Source organism: Paracraurococcus ruber (genome assembly GCF_004353985.1).
Taxonomy (GTDB): domain Bacteria; phylum Pseudomonadota; class Alphaproteobacteria; order Acetobacterales; family Acetobacteraceae; genus Paracraurococcus; species Paracraurococcus ruber.
The window spans coordinates 1-14,199 of record NZ_SMOA01000146.1; the positions used below are offsets into that span (position 1 = coordinate 1).

Below are 14,199 nucleotides of genomic sequence, written 5' to 3' on the forward strand. Positions count from 1 at the left end.
GTCCACCGGCCGGGCCGCGGGCCTGCCCGCCGGCGCAGCGCCGCGGCCGGAGCGGCCGCCCGCCTTGCGCCGGGCACGGATCCGGGATGGCAGCCCCGCGCGGGGCGCGTGGACACCCGCGGCATCGCGCCGCTATACCGGCCGCATCATGACCTGGGTCGATGCCGTGGTGCTGGCGGTGCTTGCCGTCTCGGCGCTGCTCGCCTTCATGCGTGGGCTTGTGCAGGAGGTGCTGGGGGTCGGGGCCTGGGTCGGCGCCGCCTTCGTCGCGCTTGCCCTGCGGCCGGCCGTCACGCCCCTGCTGGATGGCACGGTGGAGCCGGACTGGCTGGCCGATGCCCTGGCCACCGGCGGCGTCTTCCTCCTCGTCCTCATCATCCTGAAGGTCATCATCGGCCAGGTGGCCCGCATCGTGCAGGACAGTGTCCTGGGGGGCACGGACCGGGCGCTGGGGCTGGTCTTCGGGGTGGCGCGGGGTGCGTTCTTCGTGGCGCTTGCCTATATCCTGGCCGGCATGGTGCTGCCGGCGACCGACCGCTGGCCGGAGGCGGTGCGCGACGCACGCTCGCTGCCCCTGGTGGTGGACGGGTCCAACTGGCTGGTGGCGCAGCTGCCGCCCGAATACCGGCCGCGGGTCGTCACCCCGCCGGCCCGCCCGGGCCCGACCCAGGACGATTTGCTGCGACCGCCGGCGCGGAACCGGACGTGAGGATCCCATGACCGACATGTCCACCCGGCCCTGGCATACCGACGACGACAAATTCCACGAGGAATGCGGGGTCTTCGGCGTCTGGAACGCCGCCGACGCGGCGCCGCTGACCGCACTCGGCCTGCATGCCCTGCAGCACCGGGGGCAGGAGGCGGCGGGGATCGTCGCGCTCGACGACGGCGGGATCTTCCACGCCCACAAGGGCCAGGGGCTGGTCGGCGACACCTTCTCCGACCCCAAGATCATGGCCCGGCTGCGCGGCCGCGCCGCGGTCGGCCACAACCGCTACGCGACCACCGGCGAGACGGCGCTGCGCAACGTCCAGCCCCTGTATGCCGACTTCGCCTTCGGCGGCTTCGCCGTGGCGCATAACGGCAACCTGACCAACGCGCTCGGGCTCCGGCGGTCGCTGGTGCAGCGCGGCTGCCTGTTCCAGAGCACGACGGACAGCGAGGTGTTCATCCACCTGATCGCCATCAGCCTGTATTCCACGGTGGTGGACCGGCTGATCGACGCGCTGCGGCAGGTGCAGGGCGCCTACAGCCTGGTGGCGCTGCACAACGGCGCGCTGATCGGCGCGCGGGACCCGATGGGCGTGCGGCCGCTGGTGCTGGGGCGGCTGGGCGGGGAGGGCGGCGCGGCGCCGTCCTGGGTGCTGTCGTCGGAGACCTGCGCTCTCGACATCGTCGGCGCCGAGTTCGTGCGGGACATCGATGCCGGCGAGATCATCGTCATCGACGACGAGGGCGTGCGCAGCATCAAGCCCTTCGGCAAGCATGCCGAGCGCTTCTGCATCTTCGAATACATCTATTTCGCCCGGCCGGATTCGGTGGTGGAGGGCACGCCGGTCTACGAGACCCGCAAGAAGATCGGCGCGGAGCTTGCCCGCGAAAGCGGCGTGCCGGCCGATGTGGTGGTGCCGGTGCCGGACAGCGGCGTGCCGGCCGCCATGGGCTATGCCATGGAAAGCGGCATCCCGTTCGAGCTGGGGATCATCCGCAACCACTATGTCGGCCGCACCTTCATCGAGCCGACCGACCAGATCCGCCACCTGGGCGTGAAGCTGAAGCACAGCGCCAACCGCGCCATGCTGGAAGGCAAGCGGGTGATCCTGGTGGACGATTCCATCGTCCGCGGCACCACCAGCCGCAAGATCGTCGAGATGGTGCGCGCCGCCGGCGCGCGGGAGGTGCATATGCGCATCTCCTCCCCGCCCACGACCCATAGCTGCTTCTACGGCATCGACACGCCGGAGCGGGGCAAGCTGCTGGCGGCCAAGCACGACCTCGAGGAGATGGCGCGCATCATCGGCGTGGACAGCCTGGCCTTCATCTCGCTCGATGGCCTGTACCGCGCGCTGGGCAAGCCGGGGCGGGACCCGGACAAGCCGGCCTTCTGCGATGCCTGCTTCACCGGCGACTACGGCATCCCGCTGACCGACGCGCAGGACAACAACGACCGGCAGCTCTCGCTGCTGCAGGCCGGCTGAGATGGCGAAGCCGCTGGAAGGGTCGGTGGCCCTCGTCACCGGCGCGTCGCGCGGCCTGGGCGCTGCCACGGCGATCGAGCTGGCCCGGCTCGGCGCGCATTGCGTGCTGACCGCCCGCACCCAGGGCGCGCTGGAGGAGGTGGACGACGCCATCCGCCGGCTCGGCGGCCAGGCGACGCTCTTCCCGCTGGACCTGGCGAAGGACGGGGAGAAGCTCGACATGGTCGGGCCCTCCATCGCCCAGCGCTTCGGCAGGCTCGACATCCTGGTGCATGCCGCCGGCGTGCTGGCCAAGCTGACGCCCGTCGCGCACATCATGCCGCGCGACTGGCAGGAGGCGGTGGCGGTGAACCTCTCGGCCTGCTGGCGGCTGATCCGCACCTGCGACCCGCCCCTGCGCGCCGCCCCGGCCGGCCGCGCGGTGTTCCTGACCGACGGGCTGGTGGCGGAGCCGCGGGCCTATTGGGGCCTCTATGGCTTCGGCAAGGCGGGGCAGGAGCACCTGGCGCGGTCCTGGTCCGAGGAAGTGGCCAGCACGAAGCTGCGGGTGAACCTGTTCGATCCCGGGCCGGTGGCGACCAAGCTGCGCGGCATGGCGATGCCGGGCGAGGACCCGGCGACGCTGCCGCAGCCCGAGGATGTCGCGCCGCGGATCGCCGCGCTGTGCCTGCCGGAGGAGGCGCGGCACGGCGAGGTCATCCGCCGCGGCTGATCCCGGGGGGGCGCCGCCCCGCCGGACCACCCTGCCAGGGGCCGGGCACCGGGGTCGGGCGACCCCGGCACCGGCCTGAGTCCAGAGCGCCATGAATTACCGCCACGCCTTCCACGCCGGCAATTTCGCCGACTGCATGAAGCACGCGCTGCTGGCCTGGCTGCTGCGCGCCCTGGCCGCCAAGCCCACGCCCTTCCGCGTGCTGGACACCCATGCCGGCACCGGCGGCTACGACCTGTCGGCCGGCGAGGCCATGCGCACCGGCGAATGGCGGCGCGGCATCGGCCGGCTGCTGGATGTGGCCGAGGGGCCGCTGGCCGACTATGTCGCGCTGGTCCGCGCGGCGGACGGGACGCAGGGCGCGCCCGCCGCCTATCCCGGGTCCCCGGCGCTGATCCGCGCCCTGCTGCGCCCGCAGGACCACCTGCTGGCCTGCGAGCTGCACCCGGAGGACCACGCCACCCTCCGCGCCCGCTTCCGCCGCGACCCGCAGGTGGCCATCCACCACCGCGACGGCTGGGAGGCGCTGAAGGCCCTGACCCCCTTCCCCGAGAAGCGCGGCCTGGTCCTGGTGGACCCGCCCTTCGAGCAGGAGGGCGAGTTCGACCGCCTGGCCCAGGGTATCGCCCTCGTCTCCCACCGCTTCCGCGCCGCCATCCAGGCCTGCTGGTACCCGATCAAGCACCGCGCGCCGGTCCGCGCCTTCCATGCCGCGCTGCAGGACAGCGGCGTGCGGGACCTGGTCGCGGCCGAGCTCTGGCTGCGGGAGCCGACCGATCCCACCCGCCTCAATGGCTGCGGCCTGCTGGTCGCCAACCCGCCCTGGAAATTCGAGGCGGAGGGCGGCGCCATCCTCGCCGCCCTGCTCGACCGTCTGGGCGATGGCGAGCCCGGCCAGGGCTGGGCCATCACCCGGATCGCGGAGGAATAGGCATGGCGCGCCTCGCCATCCTCGGCGCCGGGGCCTGGGGCACCGCGCTGGCCCTCCAGGCGGCGCGGGCCGGCCGGCAGGTGGCGCTCTGGGCCCGCGACGCGGACCGCGCCGCCGCCATCGCCGCGGCGGGGGAGAATGCGCGTTACCTGCCCGGCGCCGCGCTGCCGCCCGGCCTCCTCGTCACCGCCGACCTCGGCGCGGCGCTGGCGGGGGCGGAGGCCGCCATCCTCGCCGTGCCGGCGCAGCACCTGCGCGCCATGCTGCCGCGCCTCCTGCCCCATCTGGCCGACCCGGCGCCGCCCCTCGTCCTCGCCGCCAAGGGGGTGGAGCGCGGGACGCTGCTGCTGCCGCTGGAGGTGGTGGCGGCGGTCCTGCCCGGCGCCGCCGCCGCCGTGCTCTCCGGCCCCAATTTCGCGCATGAGGTCGCCGCCGGCCTGCCCGCCGCCGCCGTGCTGGCCGCCGCCGACCCGGCGTTGCGGGAAAGGCTGGCGGCGCTGCTGGCGACGCCGGAATTCCGCCTCTACGGCAGCGACGACCCGATGGGCGCGCAGGTCGGCGGCGCCGCCAAGAACGTCATCGCCATCGCCGCCGGCGCGGTGATCGGCGCCGGCCTCGGCGAGAATGCCCGCGCCGCGCTGGTCACCCGCGGCGTCGCCGAGCTGTCGCGCCTCGCCATGGCGCTGGGCGGGCGGGCGGAGACGGCGGCCGGGCTGTCCGGCCTCGGCGACCTGCTGCTCACCGCCTCCGGACCCGCCAGCCGCAACACCTCGCTCGGCATCGCCCTCGGCCGGGGGGAGGCGCTGGCGGCGGTGCTGGCTGGGCGCGTCGGCGTGACGGAGGGGGTGGCGACCGCGCCCGCTTTGGTCGCCCGCGCCGCCGCGGCCGGGGTCGAGCTGCCGATCTGCGAGGCGGTGGCGGCGCTGCTGGATGGCCGCCTGACGGTGGCCGCGGCGATGGCCCGCCTGCTCTCCCGCCCCCGCCGCGACGAATAGCCGCCGGCCGCCACACGCGCATGTGCGATGCCGCGATGGGCGGCCGTTGCGCCGGCGTGGCTGGACTTTCCGAACCCTGCCCAGAGATGACAGTCTGGACAGGCGGCGCCGTTGCTCGGCACCGGGATCGGAGGCGATCGTGCAGGAGACAACCGGCTTCCTGAGGCGGCTATGCGAGGCGCCGGTGCGGCTGGTGTCCTCGGCCATCGCCGCGGTGATGGCGCTGGGGACGGCGGGCGGCGCGCAGGCGGAGGAGGCGGCGCCGCCGCCCGGGCCGGCCCGCTTTCCCGGCGACGGCGAGGACAACCAGCTCATCTGAACCACGGGTACGGCCCCGCCCAGGGTCCGGTCGTGTTCCGCCCTGCCCATGCCGGCCGGCATGGTCCGCGGCCGTGGCGTGCGGCCGCCGGGCCAGCCCGGTGCGCGACAGCGCATGCAGGGTTCCTGCGCGGCAGCGCATGCAGGGTTCTTGCGCGACAGCGCGTGCGGGGCTCAGGCCGTCGGCACGCCCCTGCCGGCATGGGGCCGGCGAGCGTCCTGGCGACGGGAAGCCCGCCGCGCAGGCGCGGCCGCTCCGCCCCGGCGCGTGACGCCGCGCCGCCGCCCCTGGGTCGCGGCGGCGCCGGGCGCGGTCGGAACACCGCACCGCCGGGCAACCCCGCCGGCGGGCAATCCGCCGCCCCGGCTCAGGCCGCCTGCGCCAGCGTCGGCGCGCTGTCGGACACCGTGGTGCGATGCAGGTCGCGCACCTGGGTCGCGTCGTAGCGGCGGGCGCGGTGCATGGTGGTGCGGTTGTCCCACATCACCAGGTCATGCGGCCGCCAGGCATGCGCATACACATTCTCCCGCTGCGTCGCATGCTCGGTCAGGTCGCGCAGCAGCGCCCGCGCCTCCGGCACCGGCCAGCCCTGGATCGCCCCGGCATGGGAGGACAGGAAGAGCGACAGCCGCCCGGTCCGCGGATGCCGCCGCACCAGCCGCTGCGGCACCGGGGTCCATTTGGCCAGCTCCTCCGGCGTGAAGTCGGTGAAGCCCAGCGTGCCGCGGGAGAAGATCTGGCTGTGCTCGCAGACCAGGTCGCGGACCAGCGCCTGGGTCTCCGCGTCCAGCGTGTCCCAGGCGCGGCGCATGTCGGCGAATTCCGTGTTGCCGCCGGCCCCGGGGATGACCCGGGCCGAGAGCAGGGAGAATTTGGCGGGCGTCGCCTTGAAGCTGCTGTCGCTGTGCCAGAGCATGTTGCCCAGGCTGAACAGCCGCTTCCGGTCGTCCCGCGCCATCACGCTGCCGTCGCGGTGCAGGTTGGAGATGTCGTTCACCTCCATCGACAGGCGCCGGGCCTCGCCCTGCACGATGTCGCCGGTCGCCAGTTCCAGCGGGCCGAAATGCCGGCTGAAGGCCACCTGCTGCGCATCGTCGATGTCCTGGTCGCGGAAGACCAGCACGGCGTAGCGGTCCATCCCCGCCTCGATCGCCGCGGCCTCGGCGGCCGCGACGCCGTCGCGGAGGGAAACGCCCGCGACCTCGCCGGCGAAATCCGGGCGGGCGGGGTCGATGGGTCGGATGCTGAGGGTCATGGCGGGTTCCTCCGGGCTGTCTTTCCGCCGAGATTAGAGCGGATCGCGCCCAGGCGTGAACGCCCCGCGGCGCGGGGCAGCGCCGGCGAGGGCGCCCCGGACGGGACGCCCCGGACACGAAAAGGAGCGGCGGCGCGGCCTTCCCGGGCCGGGACGGGCGGGTGCGGAGCGTGATCGCCGGGGGGCGGGCCTGCCGGCGGCACGGCCCGCCGGGATGGGCCCGGCGCGCCCCTCAGCGATGCCCGGTCACCCCCACCTGCCGGCACTGCCGCAGCAGCGCGCAGCCGGAACAGCGCGGCCGGTCCCCCGTGCAGACGAATTTGCCGAAGGGCACCAGCCGCTCGTTGATCTCCACCCAGTACCGCTCGGGCAGCCGGGCCAATAGCGCCTGCATGGTCCGCTCCGGCGTGCTGGTGGCCACGTAGCCCCAGCGATTGGCGATGCGGTGGACATGGATGTCGACCGAGATGGCGGCCTGCCCGAAGCCGACGCCCAGCGTCAGCGCCGCGATCTTCGGCCCGACCCCGCGCAGCGCCTGCAGCCCGGCCATCGTGTCGGGCACCGCGCCGGCCGCCGCGATGCTGCGGGACAGGGCGAGGATGTCGCGCGCCTTCGGCTCGGGGAAGGTCGCCCCCTGCAGCAGGCCGGCCAGCTCCGCTTCCGGCACCTGCGCCATCGCCTCCGGCGTGCGGGCGCGGGCGAAGAGGCGGAGGCAGACCGGGATGGTCGTCTCGTCCCGCGTCCGGGCGGAGATCAGGGCGGCGACGAGCTGCTCGAAGGGGGAGGCGAAGCCGCGGTCCCGCAGCGCGAACATCGCCGCCTGCGGCAGCCCGGCCGTCGCGCCGCGCAGCAGGCGGAAGACCTGGTCGATGTCGAAGGGGTCCTTGTCCGGCGCCGGCAGCTCGGCCGGCAGGACGAGGCGCGGGGCGGGCCTGGCGGCCTGGATGCGCGGCATCCCGCCCGAACGCGCCATGCGCCATGCCGGCGGCATGGCCGTTCCGGACCGGCCGGGCGCCGCGGCGCATGCCGCGCCGCCGGGATCCGCGGCGCAAGGCGCCCGGCGATCGCGGGGGGCCGTCGATCGGTCACGACCAGCGGCCGTCGGTCTCAGTGCGGCGCTTCCGGCAGCAGGCCGGGCAGCAACTCGTCCGCGCGCGCCGCATCGCGCGGCTTCCGCGCCGCCGGCGCCGGCTTCGCCGCGCCCTGCCTGGAGGCGCCCTGGCGCAGCCGGATCAGCTCGTCCAGCAGCCGGTCCATGGTCTGCCAGAGCGGCTCCTCGCCCTGGCGTTCCGCCAGGACGAAGCGGTGCGCGGCCAGCGTCACGTTCAGCGTGCCGCGGGTGGATTCCGGGCGCGGGCTGCGCATCTGCACCAGCGCCTTCTCCACCTCCTCGACCGGGACGTTGAAGCGCTGCGCGATCTCGCCGGGCGCCATGCCCTGGCGGCGGAAGGCACGGGCCTTGGCGGCCTCCTTCGGTTCCAGCGCGATGTCCGGCCGCAGCGCCTGGGTCCGGCGCGACATCTCGCCCGACCCGCTGCCCGGCGGCCTGCCCTTGAACGGCATCGCGCTCCCCCTCCGCTGCGGCGCGCACCGGGGCCGGCGGCATCGCCGCCCGGGCCCGCGCCGGGCCATCGACCGGCAGGGCGGATCCGCGCCTCCGCGCTCCACCCTGCGGCGATCTGCTGCAGGGTGAAGCGTTGGGAGGCGAAAGGGTTCCCTCCCGCTACTCCGCCGCCTGCTTCGCCGGATGCGTGCCCGGCTTCCGCACCCGCAGCCGGCGGATGCGCCGCGGGTCGGCGTCCAGCACCCGGAATTCGAGGCCGGAGGGATGCGAGACCAGCTCCCCGCGCGCCGGCACCCGGCCGGCCAGGGTGAAGACCAGCCCGCCCACCGTGTCGATGTCGGCCGCCCGCTCCTCCTCGGTCAGCACGGCGCCGAGCGTCTTCTCGAAGGCCTCGACCGGCATGCGGGCGTCCAGCTCGATGGTGCCGTCCGGTCTCTCCACCATCTGCGGCGGCTTGTCCTCGTCATGCTCGTCCGAGATGTCGCCGGTGATCGTCTCGACCAGGTCCTCGATCGTCACCAGGCCGTCGATGCCGCCGTACTCGTCCACCACCAGCGCCATGTGGACGCGGGCGGTGCGCATCTGCAGCAGCAGGTCCAGCACCGGCACGCTGGGCACGGTGAAGAGCGGCTTGCGCAGGATCGCCTTCAGGTCGAAGGGGCCGTCGCGGCCGACCGCGGCGAAGACGTCCTTGATGTGGACCATGCCGACGATCTCGTCGAGCTGGCCGCGGAAGACCGGGTAGCGGCTGTGGCCGTCCCGCTGGATCAGGCGGATCGCCTGCTCCAGCGTGAAATCCTCCGGCATCGCCATGATGTCGGCGCGCGGCACCATGACGTCGTAGGCGGTCTTGTCCCGCAGCTTGAGGACGTTGCCGAGCATCGCGCGCTCCTGCGCGTCGAACTCGTCGCGGGGGTCGCGGGTCTCGCCCTCGCGGCGGGTCTCCTCCCGCTCCTCGATCAGCTCCTCCATGCGGTCGCGGACGCTCTCCGCCTCCCGCTTCCGCAGCAGCCCCTGCAGCCGCCAGAGGATGCCCTGGCGCTGCTCCCGCGCCTCGGTGTTCGTCATGCTCATGCCGCCGCGCCCCGCGCCGTCTCGGGCTTCCAGGGGTTGGGCAGGCGCAGGCGGTGCATGGCGCGGGCCTCGGCGCGTTCCATCCGGCGGGCCTCGCCGGCCGCCAGGTGGTCATGCCCGACCAGGTGCAGGGCGCCATGCGCGACCAGATGCGCGAAATGCGCCCCGGGCCGCTTGCCGGCCGCCTGCGCTTCCCGCCGCACCACGCCGAGCGCAAGGGCGATGTCGCCGAGATGGTCGCCCATCCCGGGGAAGCTCAGCACGTTGGTCGGCTTGTCCTTGCCGCGATGCTCGCCGTTCAGCCGGCGCAATTCGCGATCATCGGCCAGCAGCACGCTGACCGTGCCGCCCTCCCCGCTGCCGCGGAGCGCGGCGGCGACGGCGCGGCGGGCCAGGGCCTCGGCCCGCGGCACCAGGCGCCGCCAGGCCGGGTCGGCCAGGATGACCTCCACCGCCAGGGCTGGCGGGGGGTGGTCGACCTCCTCCTCGGTCCCGGCGGAAGCAGGGGACGGCGCCCCTGCCACGCCGGGACGACTACTTCCCGGTTCCATCCTGTTCCTTCTTCCCCCGCCGGCCCTGCGCTTCGGCAGACCCGTCGGCACGCCCATAGGCGGACGCAGTGTCCGCGCGGCCATAGGCCGCGACGATCCGTGCCACCAGCGGGTGGCGCACCACGTCGCGCTCGTCGAAGCGGGCCACCGCGATGCCCGGCACCCCGTCCAGGATGCGCAACGCCTCGCTCAGCCCGCTCTGCTGACCATTCGGCAGGTCCACCTGGGTGGGGTCGCCGGTGATCACCATCCTCGAACCCTCGCCCATCCGGGTGAGGAACATCTTCATCTGCGCCGGCGTGGTGTTCTGCGCCTCGTCGAGGATCGCATAGCAATGCGCCAGCGTCCGCCCGCGCATGAAGGCCAGCGGGGCGATCTCGATCTCGCCGGAGGCGATCCGGCGGGCAACCTGTTCCGCCGGCAGCATGTCGTGCAGCGCGTCATAGAGGGGGCGGAGATAGGGGTCCACCTTTTCCTTCATGTCGCCGGGCAGGAAGCCCAGCCGCTCCCCGGCCTCGACCGCCGGGCGCGACAGGACGATGCGGTCGACCCGGCCGGCCTGGAGCAGGGCCACGCCCTGCGCCACGGCCAGGTAGGTCTTGCCGGTGCCGGCCGGGCCGACGCCGAACACCATCTCCTGCCGGGCCAGCATCTCGATATAGCCGGCCTGAGCCGGGCTGCGCGGGGCGATGGCCGCCTTGCGCGTCCGGATCTCCGGCCGGTCCTGCAGCGGCAGGCGCGGGTCGTTCTCCGCCTCCCCCTCCGCCATGCGCAGCGCCGCCTCGACATCCGCGGTGGTCACGCCCTGCCCCTTCTCCAGCCGGCGCCAGAGGGCCCGCAGCGCCGCCTCGGCCACCTCCGTCCGCTCCGCCGTGCCGGCGATGGTCAGCCGGTTGCCGCGCGACCCGAGCCGAACCCCCAGCCGCTGCTCGATCCGCGCCAGGTGGCGGTCATGTTCCCCGTAGAGCAGGGGGAGCAGGGCGTTGTCGTCGAACTGCAGCGTCACGCTGCGCTGTTCGGGGGTTGGGGGAAGGGGTCGCGTGATGGCGCGGCCTTCCCCCAGGGCTCCGGGGCCCCGAAGGGCGATGGCGGCGGGGTTCAAGCGGGCGCAGGCTCCTCTTCGCGCTGGGCGTTGGACGCGGCCTCCCCGGTCGCCAGCAGGCCGGACAGGGAATTGGGGTGCGCCGCCAGCACCGTGACCGCGGCCTCGGCGCCGGTCAGGGACAGCGGTCCGCTGCAATGGACGGGCTGCAGCCAGGGGGAGCGGCCGGCGACCTGGCCGGGATGCCGGCCAGGCCCGGTGAAGAGGACAGGGATCGTCATCCCGACGCGGGAGCGGTTGAACGCATCCTGCTGGTCCCTGAGCAGCGCCTGCAGCGCCTGCAACCGCGCATCCTTCTCGGCCTCCCGCACCTGAAATGGCGCGCCGGCCGCCGGCGTTCCAGGGCGGGCCGAGTATTTGAAGGAAAAAGCCTGGGCGAAGCCCACGCGCCGCACCAGCGCCAGGGTCGCCGCGAAATCCTCCGCCGTCTCGCCGGGATGGCCGACGATGAAGTCGGAGGACAGGGCAAGGTCCGGCCGCGCATCCCGCAGCCGGTCCACGACGCGGAGGAACTCCTCGGCCGTGTGGCCGCGGTTCATCGCCGCCAGCACCTTGTCGCTGCCGCTCTGCACCGGCAGGTGCAGGAAGGGCATGAGGCCGGGCAGGTCCCGGTGGGCGGCGATCAGGTCGTCATCGACGTCCCGCGGGTGGCTGGTGGTGTAGCGGAGTCTCGCAAGGCCGGGGATCTCCGCCAGTGCCCGCAACAGCCGGCCGAGGCCCCAGTCGCGCCCCTCCGGCCCCTTGCCATGGTAGGCGTTGACGTTCTGGCCGAGCAGCGTGATCTCCCGCGCCCCGCCGGCGACCAGCCGCCGCGCCTCCGCCAGCACCTGGGCGACGGGGCGGGAGAATTCGGCGCCGCGGGTATAGGGCACGACGCAGAAGGAACAGAATTTGTCGCAGCCTTCCTGCACCGTCAGGAAGGCCGTCACCCCGGCATTCGGCCCCTGGGGCGCGGCGGCGTCGGGCAGGTGGTCGAACTTGTCCTCGGCGGGGAAGTCGGTCTCGATCACGGCGCCGGCGGCGCGGCTGGCGCGGGCCACCATCTCCGGCAGGCGGTGGTAGGTCTGCGGGCCGAGGACGATGTCCACCCAGGGGGCGCGGGCGGTGATCTCGGCGCCCTCGGCCTGGGCGACGCAGCCGGCGACGGCCAGGACCATCTTCCCGCCTTCCGCCCGGCGGGCCGCCTTGGCTTCCCGCAGCCGGCCAAGCTCGGAGAAGAGCTTCTCCGTCGCCTTCTCCCGGATATGGCAGGTGTTGAGGATGACCATGTCGGCGCCCTCCGGCGCCTCGGCCGGGGCGTAGCCGAGCGGCGCGAGGACATCCGCCATCCGGGCGCTGTCATAGACATTCATCTGGCAGCCCCAGGTCCGGATGAAGAGGCGCTTCCGGGGCGCTGATGAGCAGGTGGTCATGCCGGGTGCGAACTCCGCCGCCCCGGCCGGGGAGGGGCGCCGGGGTTCGCGGGGCAGATGCGCAAGGCCCGTGCCCGGGTCAAGCGCCCGCTGGTCCCGGCAGGCGCCGGGGGAGGGAGGCGAATCGTCTCACGCAAGCAGCGTCCCTGGCGGCGCGGCGCCGGTCAAGCGACGCTTTCGCGGCGGGGGTGCCGCAGGCTGGCAGCCGCCTGCCGGTCCGCGCTCCGTCGCGATACTTTACATATTCATATGAAATCATTGAAGTTATCTCCGTAACTCATTCAATTATCTGATATATTTGGAATGGCACAATTGCTGCAAAACCCATGTGCCCCCCCGACTTAGGGCCGGCGGGCCACCATGGAGAGCATTATGAAGACCCTTGCATTGCTGGCCGGTGCCGCGCTCTTCGCGGTGGGGATGAGCGGGACGGCGCAGGCCGGCTACACCTATGTCGGCAGCTGGGAGGTCGACCAGGGTCCGTCCTGGGGGAGCCAGCCAGCCGCCTATACCGGCCAGCAGGCGGCGGCTCTGCTGTTCGGCGGCACGGCCGCGACCTATGCGATATCGACTCGGGGCAGCAATCCCGGCCTCATCGACTTCAAGTCCTGGTACAGCGTGCTCGGCGGCAACGGCCCGAACAATGGCGGGTTCCAGTTCGCGCAGGACTATGTCTCGGCGGCCTCAACCCAGGCGCCCGGCGCCTATTTCTCCGGGAACTACAGCTATACCTATGACGGGACGGATGCGGCCTCGGCCTATGTCTCCGACAATGCCGGCACGGGCAACGTGAACTACGCCTTCCGCATCACGGCAACGACGGCAGTGCCGGAGCCGGCGACGCTGGCGCTGCTCGGCGCCGGGCTGCTCGGCCTCGGCGCAGTGCGTCGCAGCCGCCAGACCGCGCAGGGCTGAAGGGCCCGCCTGCTGCCTGCGGGGCTCCCCGCGACCCCGCAGGACGACCGGCCGGCATGCCCGCCCGGCGCCGTCGCTCAGCCCGAGACCGGCAGCCGGGCGCCGGGGCGCGGCGCCATGGGCGCTACCGGCCGGTTCTGCCGCAGCCGCTCGGCGCCCAGCGCGACGATCCGCTCCGCCTCCGCCGCCAGGACCTTGCGGTTGGGCAGCAGCCCCGGCGGGAAGGGCTCGTGCAGCACCACCGTCACCCGGGCGCCGCTGCGGCGGGCCAGGCGCCAGACATGGCTGCCCATCTCCATGTCGCCATACCAGGCGAAGAGCGGCCGGTCGCGCCGGCAGGCGGGCAGGCCGCCCAGCCGGTCATAGACCACCGAGACCGGCTGCACCTGCCGCGCCCCGTCCGCCACCGCGAAGAAGGCGCTGCGGAAGGGCAGCACGCGGGTGCCGTCATTGCTGGTCCCCTCGGGGAACAGCACCAGGCTGCCGCCGCCGGCCATGCGGCCGCGCATCGCCTCCGCCTCCTTCCCCGTGGTGCCGCGGTTGCGGCTGACGAAGACCGTGCGGCCCAGCCGCGCCACGGTGCGGATCAGCGGCCAGGTCCCGACCTCGGCCTTCGCCACGAAGGCGGCGGGCAGCACGGCGCCCAGCACCGGGATGTCCAGCCAGGAGGAGTGGTTGGCGACGAACAGCACCGGCCGGTCGGCGCAGGGCGTCCCGATCACCTGCAGCTTCACGCCCAGCAGCCAGCAGAGCACGCGGTGAAAGAGCATGGGGAAACGCGCCCTGGCATCCCCCGGCAGTGCCAGCAGCAGCGCCTGCACGGGCATGCAGAGCAGCGTCCAGAGCAGCACGGTGACCAGGCGGCGCACCGCCCGCACCCGGCCGCCGAGCGGCCGGTCCTCGAACACGTCGAACAGCCGGCCGCCTGGCAGGCGGTTGGCGAAGCGCAGCGGGTTGCGCCGGCGCAGGCGGCGCGGGCGCAGGGCGTCGATCGGGGCGCGGGCCACGGACTGCATGATCCTGTCCGACTACCCCGCGGCCCGGGACGCGGCAATGACGGCTCCGCGACGGGATGGTGACAAGTCGCGCCGCGGCGGCCGGACCGGCGGGATGGTGCCGCCCTGCCGGGGCCACGCGCAGCCGGCGCCGCTGCGGGGCCGGCGCCGCCGGG

At 73.9% G+C, this 14,199-nt stretch carries 14 protein-coding genes and 1 pseudogene; 7 read left to right on the forward strand and 8 right to left on the reverse strand.

Translation table 11 applies throughout. From position 1 onward, the window contains the following. Positions 1-148: 148 nt before the first annotated feature. The 6 genes from E2C05_RS20870 to E2C05_RS20895 all read left to right on the forward strand — a co-directional run bounded on the left by E2C05_RS20870 (position 149) and on the right by E2C05_RS20895 (position 5,155). The gene (locus E2C05_RS20870) at positions 149-709 is read left to right on the forward strand and encodes a CvpA family protein (RefSeq protein WP_133221590.1); all 561 of its coding nucleotides are present in this window, start codon (positions 149-151) and stop codon (positions 707-709) included. 7 nt (positions 710-716) lie between these two features. Then, on the forward strand, positions 717-2,198 hold the full coding sequence (gene purF, locus E2C05_RS20875; protein ID WP_133221591.1) for an amidophosphoribosyltransferase: 1,482 nt from the start codon (positions 717-719) through the stop codon (positions 2,196-2,198). A 1-nt stretch (position 2,199) separates the two neighbouring features. Continuing rightward, a complete protein-coding gene (locus tag E2C05_RS20880; RefSeq protein WP_133221592.1) occupies positions 2,200-2,910 on the forward strand; it encodes an SDR family NAD(P)-dependent oxidoreductase in 711 nt (236 codons plus the stop codon). Between the two features lie 91 nt (positions 2,911-3,001). After that, complete coding sequence (locus tag E2C05_RS20885; RefSeq protein ID WP_133221593.1) at positions 3,002-3,841, forward strand: 23S rRNA (adenine(2030)-N(6))-methyltransferase RlmJ; 840 nt, start codon at positions 3,002-3,004, stop codon at positions 3,839-3,841. A gap of 2 nt (positions 3,842-3,843) precedes the next feature. Beyond that, positions 3,844-4,836, forward strand: coding sequence for an NAD(P)H-dependent glycerol-3-phosphate dehydrogenase (locus tag E2C05_RS20890; protein ID WP_192912495.1), 993 nt, complete (start codon positions 3,844-3,846; stop codon positions 4,834-4,836). 139 nt (positions 4,837-4,975) lie between these two features. Further along, positions 4,976-5,155, forward strand: coding sequence for a hypothetical protein (locus E2C05_RS20895; protein ID WP_133221594.1), 180 nt, complete (start codon positions 4,976-4,978; stop codon positions 5,153-5,155). 367 nt (positions 5,156-5,522) lie between these two features. Here E2C05_RS20895 and E2C05_RS20900 read toward each other — a convergent pair whose 3' ends face one another. The 7 genes from E2C05_RS20900 to miaB form a co-directional block, all read right to left on the reverse strand. Continuing rightward, positions 5,523-6,410: a TauD/TfdA dioxygenase family protein gene (locus tag E2C05_RS20900; protein WP_133221595.1), complete on the reverse strand. Its 888-nt coding sequence runs from the start codon at positions 6,408-6,410 to the stop codon at positions 5,523-5,525. 232 nt (positions 6,411-6,642) lie between these two features. After that, positions 6,643-7,365: an endonuclease III domain-containing protein gene (locus E2C05_RS20905; RefSeq protein WP_133221596.1), complete on the reverse strand. Its 723-nt coding sequence runs from the start codon at positions 7,363-7,365 to the stop codon at positions 6,643-6,645. A 152-nt stretch (positions 7,366-7,517) separates the two neighbouring features. After that, positions 7,518-7,973: a hypothetical protein gene (locus tag E2C05_RS20910; protein WP_133221597.1), complete on the reverse strand. Its 456-nt coding sequence runs from the start codon at positions 7,971-7,973 to the stop codon at positions 7,518-7,520. Positions 7,974-8,133: 160 nt separating this feature from the next. Continuing rightward, positions 8,134-9,048 (reverse strand): hemolysin family protein, encoded by a 915-nt coding sequence (locus E2C05_RS20915; protein ID WP_408901626.1) that lies wholly within the window; start codon positions 9,046-9,048, stop codon positions 8,134-8,136. Continuing rightward, a complete protein-coding gene (gene ybeY, locus E2C05_RS20920) occupies positions 9,045-9,572 on the reverse strand; it encodes an rRNA maturation RNase YbeY (protein WP_240046812.1) in 528 nt (175 codons plus the stop codon). Before ybeY ends, E2C05_RS20915 begins: the two co-directional genes overlap by 4 nt. 10 nt (positions 9,573-9,582) lie before the next feature. Next, positions 9,583-10,644, reverse strand: a complete 1,062-nt coding sequence (locus E2C05_RS20925) for a PhoH family protein (protein WP_408901627.1) — start codon at positions 10,642-10,644, stop codon at positions 9,583-9,585. A gap of 53 nt (positions 10,645-10,697) precedes the next feature. Continuing rightward, complete coding sequence (gene miaB, locus E2C05_RS20930) at positions 10,698-12,113, reverse strand: tRNA (N6-isopentenyl adenosine(37)-C2)-methylthiotransferase MiaB (protein ID WP_133221599.1); 1,416 nt, start codon at positions 12,111-12,113, stop codon at positions 10,698-10,700. A gap of 801 nt (positions 12,114-12,914) precedes the next feature. On the opposite strand from miaB, the pseudogene E2C05_RS35465 reads away from it, so the two are divergent. Further along, positions 12,915-13,028 (forward strand): annotated as a pseudogene (locus tag E2C05_RS35465) (PEP-CTERM sorting domain-containing protein); the annotation flags it as partial. Positions 13,029-13,105: 77 nt separating this feature from the next. Here the strand turns inward: E2C05_RS35465 and E2C05_RS20940 are convergent. Next, positions 13,106-14,044: a lysophospholipid acyltransferase family protein gene (locus E2C05_RS20940; RefSeq protein ID WP_133221601.1), complete on the reverse strand. Its 939-nt coding sequence runs from the start codon at positions 14,042-14,044 to the stop codon at positions 13,106-13,108. Between the last annotated feature and the right edge of the window lie 155 nt (positions 14,045-14,199).